Here is an 18,467-nt window from a genome sequence, read left to right as displayed (position 1 = left end):
GTGCCGGCGGTGACCGCCGCCTAATCGCCCGCCCGGGCGAGCCGGGGAACCATGTTCGTGGGGTGCATCCGCGTCAGCGGTAGGGATCTTCCGTCCCGAACCCGTCAGCTAACCCGGTCGGCGGCTGACGGAAGGACATGTGCATGCACGTACGACGTACCACCGCCCGGCTGGCGGCCACGGTCGTCGCGACGCTCGCCCTCGGCGTGTCGTCCGCGCCGGTCCCGGTGGCCGCCGCTCCCCCCGCCACCCGGCTCGCCGCCGCACCCGGCGACGACGAGGGCGGCAGCCCCGCCCTGCGCGCCCAGCTCGACGCGGCCAGCAAGGGCTGGATCGACGCCAGGGCCGCGCTGGAACGCTCCACCAAACGGCAGCGGGAGCTCACCGAGCAGCTCAGGACGATCGAGTCGGAGCTGACCGTCCAGCACGGCAAGGTCGGCGAGATCGCCGGCGTGGCCTACCGGACCGGCCGGCTGGGGCCGGTGTCGGCGCTGCTGAACAGCTCCAGCCCGGAGGGCTTCCTGGACCGGGCGGCGGCGCTGGAGACCGTCGCCGCCAACGAGGACCGGGAGCTGCGCGGCCTCATCCGGACCCGCGACGAGGCCACCCGCACCCGGGCCGCGCTCGACAAGGAGATCGTCGAGGAGCGCAAGCAGGTCGCGGTGATGGCCAAGCGCAAGCAGCAGGCCGAGCGGGCGCTCGCGGTGGCCGCCGCCGACAAGCCCGCCACCACCGCCACCGCCGGCTCCAACCGGGGCACCTCCACCGCCACCGCCCGGCCGGCGCCGCGCAACTCCGACGGTTCCTGGCCGCCGGAGTCGTGCAGCGTCAACGACCCGACCCCGGCCAACGGCTGCATCACCCCGCGCATGCTCAACGCACTCCAGCAGGCCAAGGCCGCCGGCTTCACCCGGTACGTCTCCTGCTACCGGCCCAGCGGGTCGGGTGAGCATCCCAAGGGGCGGGCCTGCGACTTCGCGGCCCAGAAGGACGGCTTCGGCGGCGACGCCACCGGCGGCGACAAGACGTACGGCAACAACCTGGCCGCGTACTTCATCCGCAACGCCGACCGGCTCGGCGTGCTCTACGTGATCTGGTACCGGCAGATCTGGCTGCCCAGCAGCGGGTGGAAGTCGTACAGCGGGGCGGGCGGAGACCCGTCCAGCGACCACACCAACCACGTGCACCTGTCGGTCTACTGACCGACCCCGACGGGGCCCGTCCGGCGCGGACGGGCCCCGCGCCGTACGCGCCCCGACGTACGCCGAATGTCGCCGGTCGGCCCACGACAGGCCGCGGCGCCCGGACGAGCATCAAGGCATGACCCGACTCTCCCCCGACGCCCGCAAGAGCCTGCTCACCCTGCACCTGGTGACCGCGCTGGGCTGGCTCGGCGCGGACCTCGTGCTGCTCACCCTCGGCGTCGCCGGGCTGCGCGGGGCCGACCCGGGGGTGGTCTACCCGGCGGCGGCACTGGTGGCCACCTGGCTCTTCGCGCCGCTGAGCGTGCTGGTGTGGCTGGTCGGGGTGACCAGCGCGCTGCTGACCCCGTGGGGGCTGCTGCGCTGGCGCTGGGTGGTGGTCAAGCTGGGGCTCACCACGGTGATGACGGGCCTGGTGCTGTTCGCGCTGACGCCGAACCTGCGCGCCGCCGCCGGACCGGACGCCACCGCACACCAGCGGATCGACGTGGTGGTCGCCCCGGCGGTCTCCACCGGCCTGCTGGTCACCATGACGGTGATCTCGACGTGGAAGCCATGGGGCCGGACCCGCCGGGCCGTCCCGTCGCGCCGCCGGCCGGCGGCGGCCACGGCCGCCGGTCGCCGCTGAGCGGGGGCCAGCGCCTCAGTTCGGGACCGGACCGCCCTCGGCCTCCCGGTCCAGCACCGCGCCGAGCCGGCTGGCCAGGCCCAGGTGCGCGGCGCGGGCCTGGCGGAACGCGTACCCGAACAACGGTGCCGGGGCGGAGAGGGTGATCTCCACGTCGATCCGGAGCACGTCGCCCTCCTCCCGGAGCCGGGTGTGGTTGCGCACCGTCGTGCCGGGCTGCTGCCGGGCCACCGTGACGATCTCGTCGTCGGAGACCACCAGGACGTCGGCCTGGTAGGTGACCGGGAAGTGCAGCGGCCCCAGCTCCAGCCGGTCGGTGATCGCGTAGCTGGCCCGCGCGCCCGGACGGGTCGGCAGCCGGCGCACCCGGACGATCAGCGGATGCAGCTCCCCCTGGCGGGCCAGATCGCTCAGCAGCGCCACCGCGTCCGCCCGCGAGCAGCGCGCCTGCACCGTGTAGCTGAACGACTCCCGCCGGACCACTCCACCCTCCCACGCCTCGTCGGTCGCCCGATCGTCCCGTACCAGGGCCGGGCTGGCAACGCCAGGCGGCAGGACGGTGTCCGGGCGGGGAATCCGCCGGCGACGGCCACGGGAGGCGGGGCATGGACGGGTACGACGGAGGAGCGGGCACGTGATGGTCTTCGCGCCGATGCCCCGGCGGCGGCGCGGTGATGATCAGGCAGCCGAGGCGGACCGGGGTGCGGTCAGGCGCCGGGAAGGACCTCGGGGGCCGCGGCGCCGGCGAAGTAGGGCTCCGGAGCGCCGAAGAGGCCGAGCAGGCCGGTGACCCAGAGCTGCCGGTGGACGAACCGGCTGGGCTCGGTGACCACCAGCTTGACGCCGCTCACCTCGGCCGTCTGGAACCCGGCGACCATCGCGCTGATGCCGACCGAGTCGATGAAGGTGACGAGTCGCATGTTCAGCTCGACCCGGGCCGGACGGCCCTTCGCGAGCACCTCGGCGATCGCCTCACGCACCTCGTACGCGGTGTCGACGTCGATCTCCCCCCGCGGAGCGATCTCGATGACACCACCAGCCAGAACCGATTTCACGATCGACAGGCTCACGCGAGCACCTCCACTCGCCCGTCCACGGGCGCCTCATCAGTACGCGGGCCGCGACCGAGCGTATTCCTCCGACGGCCTCGGTCGCCACCCCTCGGGATGAGCAAATTCGCGGATCCGGACGACCGGGCCGCCCTTCCCCGAGTTCTTCCTGGTCTCGTTCTGTCCGACGAGCGACCGGTCCCGGTCGCTCCAACCGCCCCAGGGTAGCCACCCCGGTCCAGTCGGGCCCGTATCCGGCCCGCCCGGGCGAGCCTACCGGCCCGGCGGGCGACCCGGCGGTGTTGCCCGGCCCGCCTAGGGTCGGCGGGCGAGGGTTCCACCACGAAGGAAGGAACGATCGATGCTCAAGAGACTGCTCGGCCTGGCCGGTGTCGGCGCGCTGCTCGCCCTCGTACTGGCCTGCGGCTTCGGCGGCGGGGACGACGACGACGATGACGACGACGACGACTTCGCCCGCGGCGTGGCGGTGGTCACGGTCGGCTGAGGTCCGACGTGGGTTTGCGGCGCGTCCGCGCTGGGCACTGACGGAACAGGCGGACCGTGACGCGCCGCAGACGTCGACGTCCGAAGTGGCCGCAGACTTCGGCACCCCGAGGAGGTACCCATGTTCGGCAGCAACCTGCTGGAGCGCCGCAGCAAGCCGGAGCGGATCGCCGACCAGGCCTGGCAGCAGCTGGTCACGGCGGTCAGTTCCGCCGGTGACAGCGTCCGCGACACCGCCCGGTCGGTCCGCGGCGGCACTAATCTCTCCGGCGCCGGTGACCTGGTGGGCTCGGCGGCGGACCAGGCCCGTCGTCGGGCCACCCTCGCCGTCGACGCGCTCGCCGGGCGCCGGCCGGCCCTGCCGTGGACCCTGCTGATCAGCGCGGCGCTGGTCGGGGCCGCGATCGGCTGGGCCGTCGGCACCGCCGCGCGGGCCGCCGGCAGCCGGGACGGTGGAGTAGTCGACGACATCGAGTTCGTCGATGTGGACCGGCCGAACTCCCCGGTCGGCCTCGACGACTGACCGGCGGCGCGTACACCCGGTTGGTCTGCACCGGGCCGGTGGCCATGCTGACCACACCGCCCCGTCGCCGACCCGGTCACCCGGTGCGGGCGAGGGTGACTCACCCGGCACGGCGGCAGGATCGCGGTCGGCGGGCAGTGACCCGCCCCGTGTCCCTAGCCCGGGAGGAGTGAGCGCATGGCCAGCGCGACCACCGTCACGCGTACCGACCAGGACATCCAGACCGACGTGCTCGACGAGCTGACCTGGGAACCCCGGGTGAGCCCCGCCGAGGTGGGGGTCACCGTCGCCGAGGGGGTGGTGACCCTGACCGGCCGGGTGGACAGCTACGCCGCGAAATGGGCGGCCGAACGGGCCGCGCACCGGGTGGCCCGGGTCCGGGCCGTCGCCAACGACCTGGCCGTGCGGATCGCCCCGTCGGCCGAGCACACCGACCCGGAGATCGCCGAGGCGGCCGAGCGGGCCCTGGAGTGGGACGCCTTCGTGCCGGTGGAGGACCTGGAGGTGACCGTCGCCGACGGTTGGGTCACGCTGCGCGGCGGCGTGGAGTGGGAGTACCAGCGCCGGGCCGCCGAGCGCGTGGTCGGCCGGCTGACCGGCGTCCGCGGGGTGAGCAACGGCATCACCGTACGGCCGCCCACCCCGCCGACCGGCGAGGACCTCCCCGACCGGATCGTCGACGCGCTCACCCGCAACGCGGCCACCGAGCCGGAGCGGATCAGCGTCCGGGTGTACGGCGACACCGCGGTCGTCGACGGGCTGGCGCACTCCGTGCCCGAGCGCGACGAGGTGGAGCGGGTCGTCTGGTCCGCCCCCGGCATCCGCGAGGTGCACAACCACGTCACGGTGGCCCGCTGAGACCACCCCGGCCGGGTGATCCGCCCTCACCCGGCCGGCGGGCAGGGTGGGGGTCATGAACAACTCGTCTCCGAACGGCGGGTGGTGACGCGATGACCACGCCGCTGCAGGTCACCGCCCGGCTGAGGACGCCGGTGCACGGGAGCGACCACGTCCGGGGGCCGGCGGACGCACCGGTCACACTCGTCCAGTACGCCGACTTCCAGTGCCGCTTCTGCGGAGCGGCGTACCGGAACCTGGCCGAGGTGCTGCGCCAGCGCAGCGCCACCGTCCGGCTCGTCTACCGGCACTTCCCGATCGCCAACGTCCACCCGTACGCCGAGAGTGCGGCCGAGGTCGCCGAGGCGGCCGGCCGGCGGGGCCGGTTCTGGGAGATGCACGACTGGCTCTACGAGCACCAGGACCAGTTGGACCCGGTGCACCTGTCGCTCGGCATCGAACAACTCGGCCTGCCGCCCGACGAGGTCCGCGCGGAGGTCGACCGGCAGGAGTACGCCGACCGGGTACGGCGGGACTTCGTCGGCGGGATCCGCAGCGGGGTCGACGGCACGCCCACCCTCTTCGTCAACGACGTCCGCCACGAGGGCGGGTACGACCTGCCGGAGCTGCTCGCCGCGGTGGACGCGGCGGCCGGCGCCTGACCGGCCGTACCGCCGACCGCCGCCGGGATCGCACCGCCCGGCGGCGGCCGGCGCAGCGGGGTTAGATCAGTCGCAGCTCGCGGGCCCGCCGGACGGCCTCCCGCCGCCGGGTCGCGTCGAGCTTGCGGTAGATGTTGCGCACGTGCGTCTTTACGGTGTTGACCGACAGCGACAGCTCGCTGGCGATCTCCACGTTGGACAGGATGCTCTGCAGGTAGCGCAGGATGGTCAGCTCCCGCTCGGTCAGCGGTTCGTCCAGTGCCCGCTCCGGCCCGGCCGGCCCCCGTTCGGCGGGCTCGTCGGCGCCCCGGACCAGGTCGCTCACCGCCGGCCAGTGCGCCGTGCCGGAGTCCAGATGGGCGGCGAGCAGGTCGCGGACCGCCGGCTCCGCACGGGTGAACACCCGCCGGTACCCCTCCGGGCCGGCCAGGTCGAGCACCCGTTCCAGCAGCCGCCCGGCGCGCCGGTCGTCGCCGCCCCGGCGGGCCAGCACCGCCTCCAGCACGCCGGCGCCGAGGCGTACCGGCAGCGGCCAGTCCTCGGCGGTCGGGGCGTCCCAGTCCGGCAACGCGTAGCCGGCCGCCCGCACGTCCCCGGCCCGCAACTCGACCCGGGCCAGGGCCAGCGCCAGCACCGGCGCCGGCTCGGGCGCCCGCGCCCGGTCGGCGAGCAGCCCGCGGGCCGTGTCCACGTCGCCCTGCTCGCTCCGCAGGTCCGCCTCCAGGGCGAGCAGCCGGTCGGCGAGGTCACCGGCGGCGGGCCGGGACGCCAGCTCCGCGCGGGCCCGGGCCACCAGCTGGGTCGCCGCCGCCGGCTCGCCGGCGTCGCGGAGCAGCCCGCCCCGGCAGAGCGCCGCCGCGGCGGCGACCGCCGCGTCCCCGCCGGCCGGGCCGGTGAGCGCCAGGTGGGCGGTGGCCTCCTCGGGCTGGTCGCGGTGCAGGGCCACCAGGGCGAGGGCCAGGTGGGCGTGGGCGCACTCGGACCGGCTCGACCACCCCTGGCAGGACGGCATCTCCAGCACCGCCCGGGCGGTCCGCTCCGCCGCGCGCAACTCCCCGGCGAGCGCGTGCAGCACCGCACACCGCGCCGCGCAGACCAGCTCGGTGCGCGGCCGGCCGGCCCGCCGGGCGGCGTCGAGTGCCGCGCCGAAGCCGGCCGAGGCTGCCCGCACGTCGCCCTCGGCGAGGTCGACCAGGCCGAGCGCGGTGCCGGCCACCGCCCGCACGTCGGCGTCCTCGCCGGTCCGCGGATCGTCGGTGTCCGGGCTGCCCACCTGAGCCGGGTCCCGGGTCGACAGCAGCCGGGCGGCGGCGGCGCGTACCTCCCGGTGGTCGCCGGCGAGCCGGGCCAGGGTGAGTTCCAGGGCGGCGGTCAGCCGGCGGAACCGGTCCCGGCGCGGCGCGGCCAGCGACCGGGCCGCCGCCACGGCGTCGCGCAGCCGGGCGGCGGCGGCCGCGGTGTCCCCGGCGTACGCCCGTTCGGCCGCGCCGGCCAGCGCCAGTTCCGGGTCCCGGCCAACCGCCTCCGGTGGCGGCGCCGGGGGCGGCGGGCCGGCCGCGGCCTCCCGGTCGTACGGGACCAGCTCCGGCCAGCCGGTGAGCAGCAGCTCGGTGGCTCGCTCCCACTCGCCCGCGGCCAGCGCGTGCCGCAGCGCCTCGGCAGGCCGCTCGTGGCCGGCGTACCAGCCCGCGGCGCGCAGGTGCAGGTCGCGCCGCTCGTCGTCGTCCAGCCCGTCGAGCTCCTCGCGGAGCAGGTCGGCCAGCAGCGGATGGGCCCGGTACCAGGGCGGGTCACTGTCGTCGCGGTGCAGGAAGCCGCTGTCCCGGGCCAGCCCGGCGAGCACCTGCTCGCCGTCGCCGCGGCCGGTCAGCGCGTCGGCCAGGTCCGCGCGGACCGCCGGCGCGACCGCCGCCCGCAGCAGCAGGTCCCGCGCCACCGGCGTCAGCCCGGTCAGCACCTCCGCCCGCAGGTACGCGGCGACGTCCGGCTGGTCCCCGCCGAAGCGCTCGGCCCAGCGTTCCGGGTCGGGGCGGTCCCGGGCCGCGAGCGCGGCGAACCGCAGCCCGGCCGGCCAGCCGCCCGTCCGCTCCCGGAGCCGGGCGACCGCCGTGGCGGGCAACGGCGCGCCGTGCGCGACCAGCAGGTCGGCGACCTCGTCGGCGGTGAAGGCGAGCTCGTCGGGGCCGATCTCGGTCAGCTCGCCGGCCAGCCGCAGCCGGTGCAGGGCCAGCGGCAGCTCGGTGCGGGCCCCGGCGACCAGGCGCAGCCGCCCGTCGGTGTGCCGCAGCAGGAACTCCAGCCCGGTCAGCGCGGCCGGGTCGGTGACCCGGTGCAGGTCGTCCAGGACCAGCAGCACCGACCGCTCCCGGGCGGCCAGCCCGGCGGCGATCAGCTCCAGCTGGTCGGGGCGGGGCGGGACGGCCGGTACGGGCGTCTCCGGCTCCGGCTCGGTCACCCCGCGCAGCGCCGCCGCCAGGTACGCCCAGAGCCGTTCCCCGGTGTCGCCCTCCTCCACCTGGACCCACGCCGGCCCGGGTCCGGGTGCGGCGCGCGCCCACGCGGCCAGCAGGGTGGTCTTGCCCCAGCCGGCCGGGGCGCGGACCAGGGTGACCGGCCCGACGGTGCCGGCGTCCAGCCGGCCGGTCAGCCGCGGCCGGAGCAGCACCGGCTCGGGCAGCGCGGGCGGGGCCAGCCGGGAGGCGAGCAGCGGCGGACCGGCGGACGCCTCGGCGATCCCGTTGCTGGTCACCTGCCGCTGCGGCATGCACCCACCCCCGTCGACGCGTTCCTCCCCCGGTCGGCGGCGCTTACCCGGCCGGGACCGGTTCACCCCTTCGGGGGGACCCCACCTCACCCGGGCCCCGCCCACCATGGCCGTACGCGGGCGATCGGCCGCGCGTGACCGGTCGTCCGCACCGCAGCCGGCCCGGGACGGCGGAGGGGCAGGTGGTACGGATGGGACGGCGGGTACTCCTCGGCGGGCTCGCCCTCGCGGCGGCCACCGCCGGCGCGGCGGCGCGGCGCGCGCTGGTCGTACCGCGACGGCGGAGCTGGCCGCGCGTGGCGGGCACTGACCGGCGACCCGGCCGCTGGCAGGTGGTGACCGTGGACCGGCCACCCGGGGAGGTGCTGCCCGGCGGACGGTGGCCGGATCCGCTGCGCCCGCTGGACGGCGCGGTGGAGCTGCACCTGCGCCCGGCGCCCGGCGGGCGCGGCAGCGAGCTGGCCGCCCGGCCGCTCGGCGGGGTGGCGACCCTGCCCGGGATGGCGGCGCACCTGGTCGGCGACGACCCGGGCCTGTTCCTGCGGGACGTGCTGCGCCGCGTCAAGCAGCTCACCGAGACCGGCGAGGTGCTGCGCGCCGACCGCTCGCCGGTGGACCGCCCCGCGGTGCCGGGGTGAGGGCGCTCTGCTGGGAGGGCGTCGACGCACTGGCGGTACGCCAGGTGCCCGACCCGGAGCTGCGCAACGCGCACGACATGATCGTCCGGGTGCGGCGCAGCGCCACCTGCGGGGCGGACCTGCCGCTGCTCGGCGGCCGGCTGCCCTTCCTGGCCGCCGGGGACGTGCTGGGGCACGAGTTCGTCGGCGAGGTGGCCGAGGTCGGCCCGGACGTGCGCCGGCACCGGGTCGGCGACCGGGTGGTGGTCAGCGCGGCAGTCGCCTGCGGCAGCTGCTGGTACTGCCGGCAGGGGCTGCACTCCTGCTGCGACAACGGGGGCACCGCCCCCGCCGTCACCGAGTCGGCGTGGGGGCAGCCCACCGCCGGCTGCTTCGGCCATCCCCGGGCCGTCGGCGGCTTCGCCGGCAGCCACGCCGAGTACGTCCGGGTGCCGTACGCCGACGTCGGCGCGTTCACCGTGCCCGAGCCGGTCAGCGACGACCGGGCGGTCTTCGCCTCGGACGCCGCCCCGACCGGCTGGATGGGCGCCGAGCTGGGCGAGGTGGGCCCAGGCGACGTCGTCGCGGTCTGGGGCGCGGGCGCGGTGGGCCAGTTGACCGCGCAGGCGGCGACGCTGCTCGGCGCGGACCGGGTGATCGTGATCGATCGGCATCCGGAGCGGCTGCGGATGGCGGAGCGGCACACCGGCGCGGAGACACTCAACTACGAGCTGACCGACGTCCCCGCGGAGCTGCGCGAACGCAGCGGCGGGCGCGGACCGGACGTCTGCGTGGAGGCGGTCGGCGCGGCCGACGGCGGCGCGACGCCCCCGTCGCTGGCCGAGCGGTTCACCGGCCGGCGGAGCGGCGAGGACCCGCTCGCGGTACGGGAGGCGGTGCACGCCTGCCGCAAGGGCGGCACGGTCTTCGTCTCCGGCACCTTCACCGGCTTCGTCGACACCTTCCCGCTCGGCGCGGTGATGAACAAGGGGCTCACCCTGCGCAGCGCCCGCCAGCACGGGCAGCGGTGGATCCCGATGCTGCTGGACCGGATGGCCCGCGACGAGCTGCGCACGGAGCACCTGGCCACCCACCGGCTCCCGCTGGAGCAGGGCCCGGCCGGGTACGCGCTGTTCCGGGACCGGGTCGACGGCTGCGTCCGGGCGGTCTTCACGCCGGAGGGGTGAGACGTCCTCCCGGGTGGCAGACTCGGCGGATGCGCGACCACCGCCCGTACGACCTCGTTCTGTTCGGCGCGACCGGCTTCACCGGTGGCCTGACCGCCGAGTACCTGGCCCGGCACGCGCCCGCCGAGCTGCGCTGGGCCATCGCCGGCCGCAACCCGGCCAAGTTGGCGGCGGTCCGCGACCGGTTGGCCGACATCGTCCCGGCGCTGGCCGAGCTGCCGCTGCTCACCGCCGACGTCACCGACGCCGCCTCGCTGCGGGCGGTCGCGGAGAGCGCCCGGGTGGTGGCCACCACCGTCGGCCCCTACATCCACCACGGCGAGCCGCTGGTGACGGCCTGCGCCGCCGCCGGCACCGACTATCTGGACATCACCGGCGAGCCGGAGTTCGTCGACCTGATGTACGTGCGGCACCACGCCGAGGCGGTGCGTACCGGGGCGCGGCTGGTCCACGCCTGCGGCTTCGACTCGATCCCGCACGACCTGGGCACCTGGTACACGGTCAAGCAACTCCCGTCGGACGGGCCGATCACCGTGGACGGCTTCGTCCGGGCGGGCGGAAAAATTTCCGCCGGGACGTACCACTCGGCGCTGACCGCGTTCTCGCGGACCGGCGAGACGAACCGGGCTGCCAAGGAGCGCAAGGCGGTCGAGCCCCGGCCCGAGGGGCGCCGGGTCCGGGCGGTGCCGGGAAAGGTGGGCCGGTCGAAGGAGATCGGCATGTGGGCGGTGCCGCTGCCCACCATCGACCCGCAGGTCGTCCGCCGGTCCGCGGCGGCCTGCCCGGAGTACGGCCCGGACTTCCGCTACCGGCACTTCGCCGCGGTGAAGCGGCTGCCCACGGTGCTGGTCAGCGGGGTCGGGTTGGCCGGCCTGCTCGGCCTGGTGAAGCTGCCCCCGGCCCGGCGTTGGCTGCTCGGCCGGCTCGCCTCCGGTCAGGGGCCCAGCGCCGAACAGCGGGCGAGGTCCTGGTTCCGGGTGCGCTTCGTCGGCTCGGGTGGGGGCCGGCGGGTGCTGACCGAGGTCTCCGGCGGCGACCCCGGGTACGACGAGACGGCGAAGATGCTCGCCGAGTCCGCGCTCTGCCTGGCCTGCGACGACCTGCCGGCCACCGCGGGGCAGGTCACCCCGGTGACCGCGATGGGCGACGCGCTGCTAAACCGGCTGGTGAGGGCGGGCATGACGTTCCGGGTGCTGGACGCGCCGCACTGAGCGCGGCGGGGCGACGCCCCGCCGCTTGACCCTCGACCTGGTTGAGGCGACAGGATCACCGTCGTGGAGAGCGAGCTGCGCAGCATCGGCGAGCTGGCCCGGGCCAGCGGCCTGACGGTCAGCGCCCTGCGGTTCTACGACCGCTGCGGGGTGCTGGCCCCGGCGCTGGTGGACCCGGTGACCGGGTACCGGTGGTACACCGACGAGCAGGTGGCGCCGGCCCGGCTGGTCGCCGGGCTGCGCCGGGTCGGCATGCCGCTGGCGGGGATCGCCGAGGCGCTGCGCCACCGGGCCGAGCCGGCGGTGGTGGGGCGGCTGCTCGACGCGCACCTGCGCCGGCTGGAGGACGGCCTCGCCGACGCCCGCCGCGAGCTCTCCCGGATCCGCGCCCTGCTCGATCCCGAGGAGACCCCGATGACCACCCGAATCGTGCTGTCCCGCGCCGACCTGGCCGCCGCCGTCGACGCCGTCCGTTTCGCCGTCGGCGCCGACCCGGAGCTGCCGGTGCTGTCCGGCGTGCTGCTCGACGTGGAGCCCGACGGCGTACGGCTGGTCGCCACCGACCGGCACCGCCTGGCGTTGGCGCGTACCCCGGGGCGGGTGGACGGCCCACCGGGGCGGGCGCTGCTCCCGGTCGACGCGGTGGACGAGGTCCGCGCCCTGCTGGACACCGGCGCCGGGGTGACCCGCGAGGCCCACCTGACCCTGGCCGGCCCCGACGTGACGGTCTCCGTGGCGGGCCGCGAGGTCACCGCGACCGCCCTGCCGTACGACTTCCCCGACTACCGCCGGCTGCTGCGCCGGGCGGCCGGCGACGCCCCCGTCCGGCGGATCCCGGTGGACGCGCCCGCCCTGCGCGCGGCGCTGCGCGACGGCGGCGCGCCCACCGTCACCCGCGATTACCACGGCGTGCCGCTGGCGGTGACCGTGCTCGGCCTCGACGAGCGGGACGGGCTACGCCTGCTCGGCCCGGACGACCTGGTGGCGGGCCCCGGCGAGCTGCGGGTCGGCGTGAACGGCGACTACCTGCTCGACGCCCTGGACGCCGCGGGCGGCCCGCAGCTGGTGCTGGAGCTGGACGGCCCGATCGCCCCGCTGGCGATCCGCCGTCCCGACGACGAGGACGCCTTCTCGATCCTGATGCCGATCCGGCTCTGACCCCGCCGGGATCGCCCCGCCCGCCGTCCTGCCGATTTCCGTTCGCGGTGCTGCCGATCTCCGTCCGGCCCTCGCCGGTGGGGAGACACCGTTGGCGCGGAGGAGCCGCTCGTCCGGGCCGTACCGGTGGCGGGGAGGCGCGACGGTAGCATCTGTGGGTCTCACCTGACATCCCGGACGGAGGCGTACGGAGCAGCATGCTCGACATGGAGTTGATCCGGAAGAATCGCGAGGCGGTGGCGACCGCGCTGGCGAAGCGACTGGATCCCGCCGAGGTCAACCGGGCGCTGGACGAGATCCAGCGGCTCGACCAGGAACGTCGCGCGCTGATCAGCGAGATCGACGCCGAGCGGCAGCGCCGCAAGGCCGAGGCGCGGGCGTACGCGCAGGCGAAGCGGGCCGGCAATGAGCCGGAACCCGCCGCGCCGGAGGCCGAGCGCAAGCAGCTCGCCGACCTGGAGTCCCAGCTGGACGAGGTGCAGGCCCGGCTGCGCGGCACGATGAGCGAGCTGCCCAACCTGCCCGCCGACGACGTCGTGCCCGGCGGCAAGGAAGCCAACCGGGTGGTGAAGACCTTCGGCGAGCCGCCGGTGCTCGAGAAGGTCCGCGACCACGTCGAGCTGAGCCGGATGCTGGGCCTGGTCGACCACGAGCGCGGGGTCAAGCTCGGCGGTTCCGGCTTCTGGATGTACACCGGCCTGGGCGCCCGGCTGGAGTGGGCGCTGCTCAACTGGTTCATCGACGAGCACGTCAAGTCCGGCTACGAGTTCCTGCTCCCGCCGCACCTGCTGCTGGACACCGCCGGCTTCGCCGCCGGCCAGTTCCCCAAGTTCTACGACGACGTCTACCACCTGGACCGCGAGTCGGCCCCGCGCGGGCAGTTCCTGCTGCCCACCTCGGAGACGGCGATCCTCGGGGCGTACCAGGACGAGATCCTGGAGACGGCGAAGCTGCCGCTCAAGGCGTTCGCCTACACCCCGTGCTACCGCCGGGAGGCGGCCGGCTCGCACTCGGACGAGCGCGGCACCGTCCGGGGCCACCAGTTCAACAAGGTGGAGATCTTCCAGTTCACCCTGCCGGAGCAGGCCGACACGGCGCTGGAGGAGATGCTCGCCCACGCCGAGAGCCTGGTCGAGCGGCTGGGCCTGCACTACCAGCGCAGCCTCCTCTCCGCCGGCGACGCCAGCGCCTCGATGAAGAGGACCCTCGACATCGAGGTCTGGATGCCGAGCACCGGCAAGTACAAGGAGGTGTCGTCGGTCTCCTGGGCCGGCGACTACCAGGCCCGCCGGGCGGCCATCCGCTACCGGGAGCCGGGTGGCAAGCAGACCCGGTTCGTGCACACCCTCAACGGGTCGGCGCTGGCCACCAGCCGGCTCTTCCCGGCCATCCTGGAGCAGTTCCAGCAGCCCGACGGCTCGGTGCTGGTGCCGGAGGTGCTCCGCGACCGGCTCGGCACCGACCGGCTCACGCCGGTCCGCTGACCGCCTCGACGTCGGCGGGGATCGGGTCTCCCGGTCCCCGCCGTCCGTCTTCCGGCATCGGACCCGCCGGCCCCGCGGGAGTCGCCGCCGGCCCGCGGGAGTCGCCGACCTCAATAAGCCCCTTACCAGACACCCGTTGATCCCGTTGGCCAGCGCGCCGCCCTCGCCGGAGATGAACCGGTGCGGCACGGTGACGATGCTGGTGGGCACCGGCGGCCAGCGCGTACGCGGCCAGCGCGGCGCCGTCGAGGATCAGGTGCGGCGCCCGGGTGAGCAGGAGCTTGCACCCAGCGCAACGACGTATGTCCATCCGTTGACAGTCGCTGCAACACGCTTGTAACCTTGCCGAAAATTTTCAGCCTGATTGCAAGAAGCCGTCAGCTGAACCCCTCCCCCGCGCCGCAACGTCCCCCGACCCCCAGGAGTACCGATGCATCGGTCTCGATGCCGCTCGGCGGTCCTCGCCCTCGGCGTGATCGCCAGCCTGCTCGTACCCACCACCGTGGCGGCGCCCCCGGCCGCCGCAGCGCCGTCCGGCGCCAGGAACGTCATCGTCCAGCTCTTCGAGTGGAACTGGCCGTCGGTGGCCAGCGAGTGCACGAACGTGCTGGGCCCCAAGGGCTACGGCTACGTCCAGGTCTCCCCGCCCCAGGAACACGTGCGGGGCAACCAGTGGTGGCTGGCCTACCAGCCGGTCAGCTACCGGGTCGAGTCGCGCAAGGGCACCCGGGCGCAGTTCCAGTCCATGGTGAACACCTGTCACGCCGCCGGCGTGAAGGTCATCGTCGACGCGGTGATCAACCACATGTCCGGCCAGGACAACGGCGGCACCGGCTGGGCCGGCTCGTCGTACGGCCACTACGACTACCCGGGCATCTACCAGACGCAGGACTTCCACCACTGCGGCCGCAACGGCGGCGACGACATCGCCAACTACAACGACCGGTACGAGGTGCAGAACTGCGAGCTGGTCAACCTCGCCGACCTGAAGACCGAGTCCGACTACGTGCGGTCGAAGATCGCGGCGTACCTCAACGACCTGCTCTCCCTCGGCGTGGACGGCTTCCGGCTGGACGCCAGCAAGCACATGCCGGCCGCCGACATCGCCGCCATCAAGGGCAAGCTCTCCCGCTCGGCGTACCTCGTGCAGGAGGTCATCTACGGCGCTGGTGAGCCGATCGGCCCGGGCGAGTACACCGGCAACGGCGACGTGCACGAGTTCCGCTACGGCAAGGACCTGGCCCGGATGTTCAACAACGAGCGGCTGGCGTACCTGCGCAACTTCGGCGAGGCGTGGGGCTACCTGCCCAGCGGCTCGGCGGAGGTGTTCGTCGACAACCACGACACCCAGCGCGACGGCAACGTGCTGACCTACCGCAACGGGGCCGTCTACGCGCTGGCCAACGCGTTCATGCTGGCCTGGCCGTACGGCGCCCCGACGGTGATGTCCAGCTACACCTTCAGCTCCCGCGACCAGGGCCCGCCCTCGGACGCCAACAACAAGACCTTGAACACCACCTGCTACTCGGGCTGGGAGTGCGAGCACCGCTGGCGGGTCGTCGTCAACATGGTCGGCTTCCACAACGCCACCCAGGGCGCCGCGGTCGCCAACTGGTACGACAACGGCTACCAGCACATCGCCTTCAGCCGCGCCGGCAAGGGCTACCTGACCATCAACGACGAGGACTTCGCCGTCAACGGCCGGTCGTACTACGCGGGGCTGCCCGCCGGCCGGTACTGCGACGTGATCCACGGCGACTTCGCCAACGGCTCGTGCACCGGGCCGGTGATCACGGTGGACTCCAGCGGCTGGTTCGCGGCCAACATCCCGGCCCACGACGCGGTCGCCGTCCACGTCGGCGCCAAGCTGTCCTGACCACACCACTTCCGGGAGGGCTCCCGTCCGGCGCATTCCGCCGGGCGGGAGCCCTTCGCCTTTTCTGTCCTTTAGAGTGATTTGGTGTCCTTTGACCGATTGACGTCCCGCTTCAGCGTCGGGTGGCTGGCCGCCGCGCTCGGCGTACCGGCGCTGCTCGCGCTCGCGCTGCTGGTCAACTCGGCGCTGCAGCACGACCAGGCGGCCCCGCCGCCGAGCCGGGTCCCACCGGCCGCCCCGGCCGCCGAGCCGACGGCATCGCCGACGCCCGAGAAGCCGGTGCCGGCTGCGGCGCCCGCCCCGGACGGCCTGCCGGTGGTCGACTACGACCCGGCGCCCGCCGGCTTCCCCGCCGACCCGCGCCCGCACGACACCACGCCGCTGGCCGAGGGGCTGACGCCGACCCGGCGGATCGCCGCGTACGACGCCCCGGGCGGACGCCCGCTGGCCCTGCTCGCCCCGACCATCAGCGGGGTGGAACTGACCGTACCGGTGGTGGAGCGCCGGACGGGCTGGACGGCCGTGCTGCTGCCCTCGGCGAACCGCCGGATCGCCTGGCTGCCGGAGGGCGGCTGGAGCACCGTCGCGCTGCGCGACCAGATCGTGGTGGAGCGCCGGCCGCACCGGCTGACCTGGTACCGGCACGGCCGGGCCGCCCACTCCTGGCCGGTCAGCCTCGGCCTGCCGGGCCAGTCCACCCCGCTCGGCCGGACCTTCGTGCTCGGCCGCACCCCGCCCCCGGAGGAGGTGTACGGCGGCGTCGACATCTTCGCCCTCGGCGCGGTGCCCGACGATCCGGAGGCGGTGCCGGCCGGCCTGCGGGGCGCGCACATCGGCCTGCACAGCTGGCACGACGACGACACACTCGGCCAGGACGTCACCAACGGCTGCATCCGGCTGACCCGCAGCGCCCAGCGGCAACTGCTCGCCGAGGTGCCCCCCGGGACGCCGCTGGTGGTGGTCGACCAACTGCCCACCCCGCCGCCCACCGCCTGACCCGCCGCGGCTCACCCGCCGAGCAGCCAGCCGTTCCGCTCGGCGACGCGTACCGCGTCGGCGCGGTTGCGGGCGCCGGTCTTGCCGATCGCTGCGGAAAGGTGGTTGCGGACGGTCCCCTCGGACAGGTGCAGCGCCGCCGCCAGGTCGGCGACCGTGCCGCCGTCCCGGGCCGCGCGCAGCACCTGGGTCTCCCGTCCGGTCAGCGGGCTCGCCCCGGTGGCCAGGGTCTCCGCCGCCAGGGTGGGGTCGACCACCCGCAGACCGGCGTGCACCCGCCGAACGGCGTCGGCGAGCTGCCGGGCCGGGGTGTCCTTGACCACGAAGCCGTTCGCCCCGGCCTCCATCGCCCGACGCAGGTAGCCGGGGCGGCCGAAGGTGGTCACCACCAGCACCCGACAACCGGGCACCGCCGCCCGCAGCGCGGCGGTGGCGGAGATGCCGTCCAGCCCGGGCATCTCCACGTCCAGCAGCGCCACGTCCGCGCCGGCGCGGCGGGCCGCGTCGACCACCTCGTCACCCCGGCCCACCTCCGCGACCACGGTCAGGTCCGGCTCCAACGAGAGCAGCGCGGCCAGCGCGCCCCGGACCAGCGCCTGGTCGTCGGCGAGCAGCAGCCGGATCGGCCCGCTCACTGGTTCACCCGCAACAGGAAGCCGGAGCCGTCGGCGCGGCTGCCGACGGTGACCGTGGCGTCCAGCCGGCGCGCCCGCTCCCGCAGGCCGGTCAGGCCGTGCCCGGCGCCGTCCGGATCGGACGGCCCGCGCCCGTCGTCGGTGATCTCCGCCCGGTCCGGGTGGACCCGGATGACGCACCGCCGCGCCCCGCTGTGCCGCACCACGTTGGTCACTCCCTCCCGCACCGCCCAGCCGAACAGCTCGTCCCGCTCCGCCGGCAGCTCCGGCACCTCGTCCGGCAGTTCCGCCGCGATGCCCGCCGCCGCCAGCGCCGACCGGGCGCCGGCCAGTTCGCCGGCCAGGCTGATCTCCCGGTACGCCCCGACGGTGCGCCGCACGTCGGCGAGCGCCTGCCGGGCCAGCCGCTCGACGTCGGCGATCTCGGTGGCCGCCCGGGCCGGATCGAGCTCCAGCAGCCGGCCGGCCAGTTCCGCCTTGACCGCCACCACGGTCAGCGAGTGGCCGAGGATGTCGTGCAGGTCCCGGGCGGTGCGGACGCGCTCCTCGGCGACCGCGAGCCGGCGGATCTCGGCCTGGGCCGCCTGGAGTTCGGCGTTGCGCTGGGCCAGCCGGCTCACGCCGAACATGGCGAAGGAGGCGAGCAGCACCGCGAAGGCCACCGTGCTCTCCGCCTCCCAGCCCGGCACCAGCCGGGCGGCGACCGGCGGCGTGAGCGCCGCGAGCGTCACCACTACCAGCGCCTCCACGCCGGGCAGCAGGAACACCCCCGCCGCGGCGACGAAGACCAGGGTGGCCAGCCAGTCCCCGGCGGTGCCGGGGATGCCGGCCAGCCCGAGCCCGAGCAGCAGCGCGACGAGGGCGCGTGCCCGGCCGACCGGCACCGGCCGGTGCGCCTCCCGGCGGGCCCGCGCCCACTGGAAGACCACGACGTAGAGCACGCCGAAGGCGACCAGCGTGGTCACGCCCACCGCCCGCCGCCACGGCTGCGCTTGGTGCAGGGCGGTGGCCAGCGGGATGTTGAGGAAGAAGAGCCAGACCGCGGCGAGCAGCCAGCCGGTGACCCGCCAGTGGCGGTTCGACCGGGGGCGGCCCAGGGGAAGGTCCATCGGATACACGCTAACGACCGCGGGC

Annotated in this window: 18 protein-coding genes, 1 pseudogene and 1 riboswitch; of the genes and pseudogenes, 13 read left to right on the top strand and 6 right to left on the bottom strand. The window is 75.3% G+C overall.

The genetic code is table 11. The features are described 5' to 3' along the window. Positions 1-7: 7 nt before the first annotated feature. Positions 8-139: riboswitch (cyclic di-AMP (ydaO/yuaA leader) on the top strand. A 4-nt stretch (positions 140-143) separates the two neighbouring features. Further along, on the top strand, positions 144-1,202 hold the full coding sequence (locus tag AB0I41_RS12150; RefSeq protein WP_357105406.1) for a hypothetical protein: 1,059 nt from the start codon (positions 144-146) through the stop codon (positions 1,200-1,202). A 118-nt stretch (positions 1,203-1,320) separates the two neighbouring features. Continuing rightward, positions 1,321-1,830, top strand: a complete 510-nt coding sequence (locus tag AB0I41_RS12145; RefSeq protein WP_357105403.1) for a hypothetical protein — start codon at positions 1,321-1,323, stop codon at positions 1,828-1,830. Positions 1,831-1,845: 15 nt separating this feature from the next. Here AB0I41_RS12145 and AB0I41_RS12140 read toward each other — a convergent pair whose 3' ends face one another. Together AB0I41_RS12140 and AB0I41_RS12135 are read right to left on the bottom strand one after the other, a co-directional pair. Continuing rightward, positions 1,846-2,313 carry an SRPBCC family protein gene (locus AB0I41_RS12140; RefSeq protein WP_357105401.1) on the bottom strand — a complete coding sequence of 156 codons (468 nt, stop codon included), beginning with the start codon at positions 2,311-2,313 and terminating at the stop codon, positions 1,846-1,848. 224 nt (positions 2,314-2,537) lie between these two features. Beyond that, entirely contained in the window at positions 2,538-2,900 is a 363-nt protein-coding gene (locus AB0I41_RS12135; RefSeq protein WP_357105397.1) for an STAS domain-containing protein, read from the bottom strand. Positions 2,901-3,240: 340 nt separating this feature from the next. Here AB0I41_RS12135 and AB0I41_RS12130 point away from each other — a divergent pair, with 340 nt between their 5' ends. From AB0I41_RS12130 to AB0I41_RS12115, 4 genes are all read left to right on the top strand, one after another. Then, the gene (locus AB0I41_RS12130; protein ID WP_357105394.1) at positions 3,241-3,384 is read left to right on the top strand and encodes a hypothetical protein; all 144 of its coding nucleotides are present in this window, start codon (positions 3,241-3,243) and stop codon (positions 3,382-3,384) included. A 120-nt stretch (positions 3,385-3,504) separates the two neighbouring features. After that, complete coding sequence (locus AB0I41_RS12125; RefSeq protein WP_357105391.1) at positions 3,505-3,906, top strand: hypothetical protein; 402 nt, start codon at positions 3,505-3,507, stop codon at positions 3,904-3,906. 177 nt (positions 3,907-4,083) lie between these two features. Continuing rightward, on the top strand, positions 4,084-4,764 hold the full coding sequence (locus AB0I41_RS12120) for a BON domain-containing protein (protein WP_357105388.1): 681 nt from the start codon (positions 4,084-4,086) through the stop codon (positions 4,762-4,764). A 92-nt stretch (positions 4,765-4,856) separates the two neighbouring features. Continuing rightward, positions 4,857-5,405 (top strand): DsbA family protein, encoded by a 549-nt coding sequence (locus AB0I41_RS12115; protein WP_357105385.1) that lies wholly within the window; start codon positions 4,857-4,859, stop codon positions 5,403-5,405. 61 nt (positions 5,406-5,466) lie between these two features. Here the strand turns inward: AB0I41_RS12115 and AB0I41_RS12110 are convergent, their stop codons facing one another. Continuing rightward, a complete protein-coding gene (locus tag AB0I41_RS12110) occupies positions 5,467-8,169 on the bottom strand; it encodes a LuxR C-terminal-related transcriptional regulator (protein WP_357105381.1) in 2,703 nt (900 codons plus the stop codon). A 191-nt stretch (positions 8,170-8,360) separates the two neighbouring features. Here AB0I41_RS12110 and AB0I41_RS12105 point away from each other — a divergent pair, with 191 nt between their 5' ends. The 5 genes from AB0I41_RS12105 (at position 8,361) to serS (ending at position 13,826) form a co-directional block, all read left to right on the top strand. Beyond that, positions 8,361-8,807 (top strand): hypothetical protein, encoded by a 447-nt coding sequence (locus AB0I41_RS12105; RefSeq protein WP_357105378.1) that lies wholly within the window; start codon positions 8,361-8,363, stop codon positions 8,805-8,807. After that, on the top strand, positions 8,804-9,973 hold the full coding sequence (locus tag AB0I41_RS12100; protein ID WP_357105375.1) for a zinc-dependent alcohol dehydrogenase: 1,170 nt from the start codon (positions 8,804-8,806) through the stop codon (positions 9,971-9,973). Before AB0I41_RS12105 ends, AB0I41_RS12100 begins: the two co-directional genes overlap by 4 nt. Before the next feature lie 29 nt (positions 9,974-10,002). After that, positions 10,003-11,184, top strand: coding sequence for a saccharopine dehydrogenase NADP-binding domain-containing protein (locus tag AB0I41_RS12095; RefSeq protein WP_357105372.1), 1,182 nt, complete (start codon positions 10,003-10,005; stop codon positions 11,182-11,184). Between the two features lie 75 nt (positions 11,185-11,259). Further along, positions 11,260-12,342, top strand: a complete 1,083-nt coding sequence (locus tag AB0I41_RS12090; RefSeq protein WP_357105663.1) for a MerR family transcriptional regulator — start codon at positions 11,260-11,262, stop codon at positions 12,340-12,342. A gap of 197 nt (positions 12,343-12,539) precedes the next feature. Beyond that, positions 12,540-13,826 (top strand): serine--tRNA ligase, encoded by a 1,287-nt coding sequence (gene serS / locus AB0I41_RS12085; RefSeq protein ID WP_357105369.1) that lies wholly within the window; start codon positions 12,540-12,542, stop codon positions 13,824-13,826. A 132-nt stretch (positions 13,827-13,958) separates the two neighbouring features. Here the strand turns inward: serS and AB0I41_RS12080 are convergent. Next, positions 13,959-14,109 (bottom strand): annotated as a pseudogene (locus tag AB0I41_RS12080) (NADH-quinone oxidoreductase subunit I); the annotation flags it as partial. Between the two features lie 147 nt (positions 14,110-14,256). On the opposite strand from AB0I41_RS12080, the gene AB0I41_RS12075 reads away from it, so the two are divergent. Both AB0I41_RS12075 and AB0I41_RS12070 read left to right on the top strand, forming a co-directional pair. Further along, on the top strand, positions 14,257-15,702 hold the full coding sequence (locus tag AB0I41_RS12075; RefSeq protein WP_357105367.1) for an alpha-amylase family glycosyl hydrolase: 1,446 nt from the start codon (positions 14,257-14,259) through the stop codon (positions 15,700-15,702). 84 nt (positions 15,703-15,786) lie between these two features. Beyond that, the gene (locus AB0I41_RS12070) at positions 15,787-16,698 is read left to right on the top strand and encodes a L,D-transpeptidase (RefSeq protein WP_357105364.1); all 912 of its coding nucleotides are present in this window, start codon (positions 15,787-15,789) and stop codon (positions 16,696-16,698) included. A gap of 11 nt (positions 16,699-16,709) precedes the next feature. Here AB0I41_RS12070 and AB0I41_RS12065 read toward each other — a convergent pair whose 3' ends face one another. Further along, a complete protein-coding gene (locus AB0I41_RS12065) occupies positions 16,710-17,333 on the bottom strand; it encodes a response regulator transcription factor (RefSeq protein WP_357105361.1) in 624 nt (207 codons plus the stop codon). Then, the gene (locus AB0I41_RS12060; RefSeq protein ID WP_357105358.1) at positions 17,330-18,442 is read right to left on the bottom strand and encodes a sensor histidine kinase; all 1,113 of its coding nucleotides are present in this window, start codon (positions 18,440-18,442) and stop codon (positions 17,330-17,332) included. Before AB0I41_RS12060 ends, AB0I41_RS12065 begins: the two co-directional genes overlap by 4 nt. Between the last annotated feature and the right edge of the window lie 25 nt (positions 18,443-18,467).

Origin of the sequence: Micromonospora sp. NPDC050200 (assembly GCF_040656135.1) — a bacterium.
In the GTDB taxonomy this organism is placed as follows: Bacteria; Actinomycetota; Actinomycetes; order Mycobacteriales; family Micromonosporaceae; genus Micromonospora.
Note: the sequence above shows the minus strand (reverse complement) of the source record. Positions and strands in the feature narration are given on the sequence as shown.

Bases quoted from the DNA above. Each gene is read 5' to 3' on its own strand.
- AB0I41_RS12150 (WP_357105406.1), top strand. From the start codon at position 144: ATGCACGTACGACGTACCACCGCCCGGCTGGCGGCCACGGTCGTCGCG.
- AB0I41_RS12145 (WP_357105403.1), top strand. From the start codon at position 1,321: ATGACCCGACTCTCCCCCGACGCCCGCAAGAGCCTGCTCACCCTGCAC.
- AB0I41_RS12130 (WP_357105394.1), top strand. From the start codon at position 3,241: ATGCTCAAGAGACTGCTCGGCCTGGCCGGTGTCGGCGCGCTGCTCGCC.
- AB0I41_RS12125 (WP_357105391.1), top strand. From the start codon at position 3,505: ATGTTCGGCAGCAACCTGCTGGAGCGCCGCAGCAAGCCGGAGCGGATC.
- AB0I41_RS12120 (WP_357105388.1), top strand. From the start codon at position 4,084: ATGGCCAGCGCGACCACCGTCACGCGTACCGACCAGGACATCCAGACC.
- AB0I41_RS12115 (WP_357105385.1), top strand. From the start codon at position 4,857: ATGACCACGCCGCTGCAGGTCACCGCCCGGCTGAGGACGCCGGTGCAC.
- AB0I41_RS12110 (WP_357105381.1), bottom strand. From the start codon at position 8,169: ATGCCGCAGCGGCAGGTGACCAGCAACGGGATCGCCGAGGCGTCCGCC.
- AB0I41_RS12105 (WP_357105378.1), top strand. From the start codon at position 8,361: ATGGGACGGCGGGTACTCCTCGGCGGGCTCGCCCTCGCGGCGGCCACC.
- AB0I41_RS12095 (WP_357105372.1), top strand. From the start codon at position 10,003: ATGCGCGACCACCGCCCGTACGACCTCGTTCTGTTCGGCGCGACCGGC.
- serS (WP_357105369.1), top strand. From the start codon at position 12,540: ATGCTCGACATGGAGTTGATCCGGAAGAATCGCGAGGCGGTGGCGACC.
- AB0I41_RS12075 (WP_357105367.1), top strand. From the start codon at position 14,257: ATGCATCGGTCTCGATGCCGCTCGGCGGTCCTCGCCCTCGGCGTGATC.
- AB0I41_RS12060 (WP_357105358.1), bottom strand. From the start codon at position 18,442: ATGGACCTTCCCCTGGGCCGCCCCCGGTCGAACCGCCACTGGCGGGTC.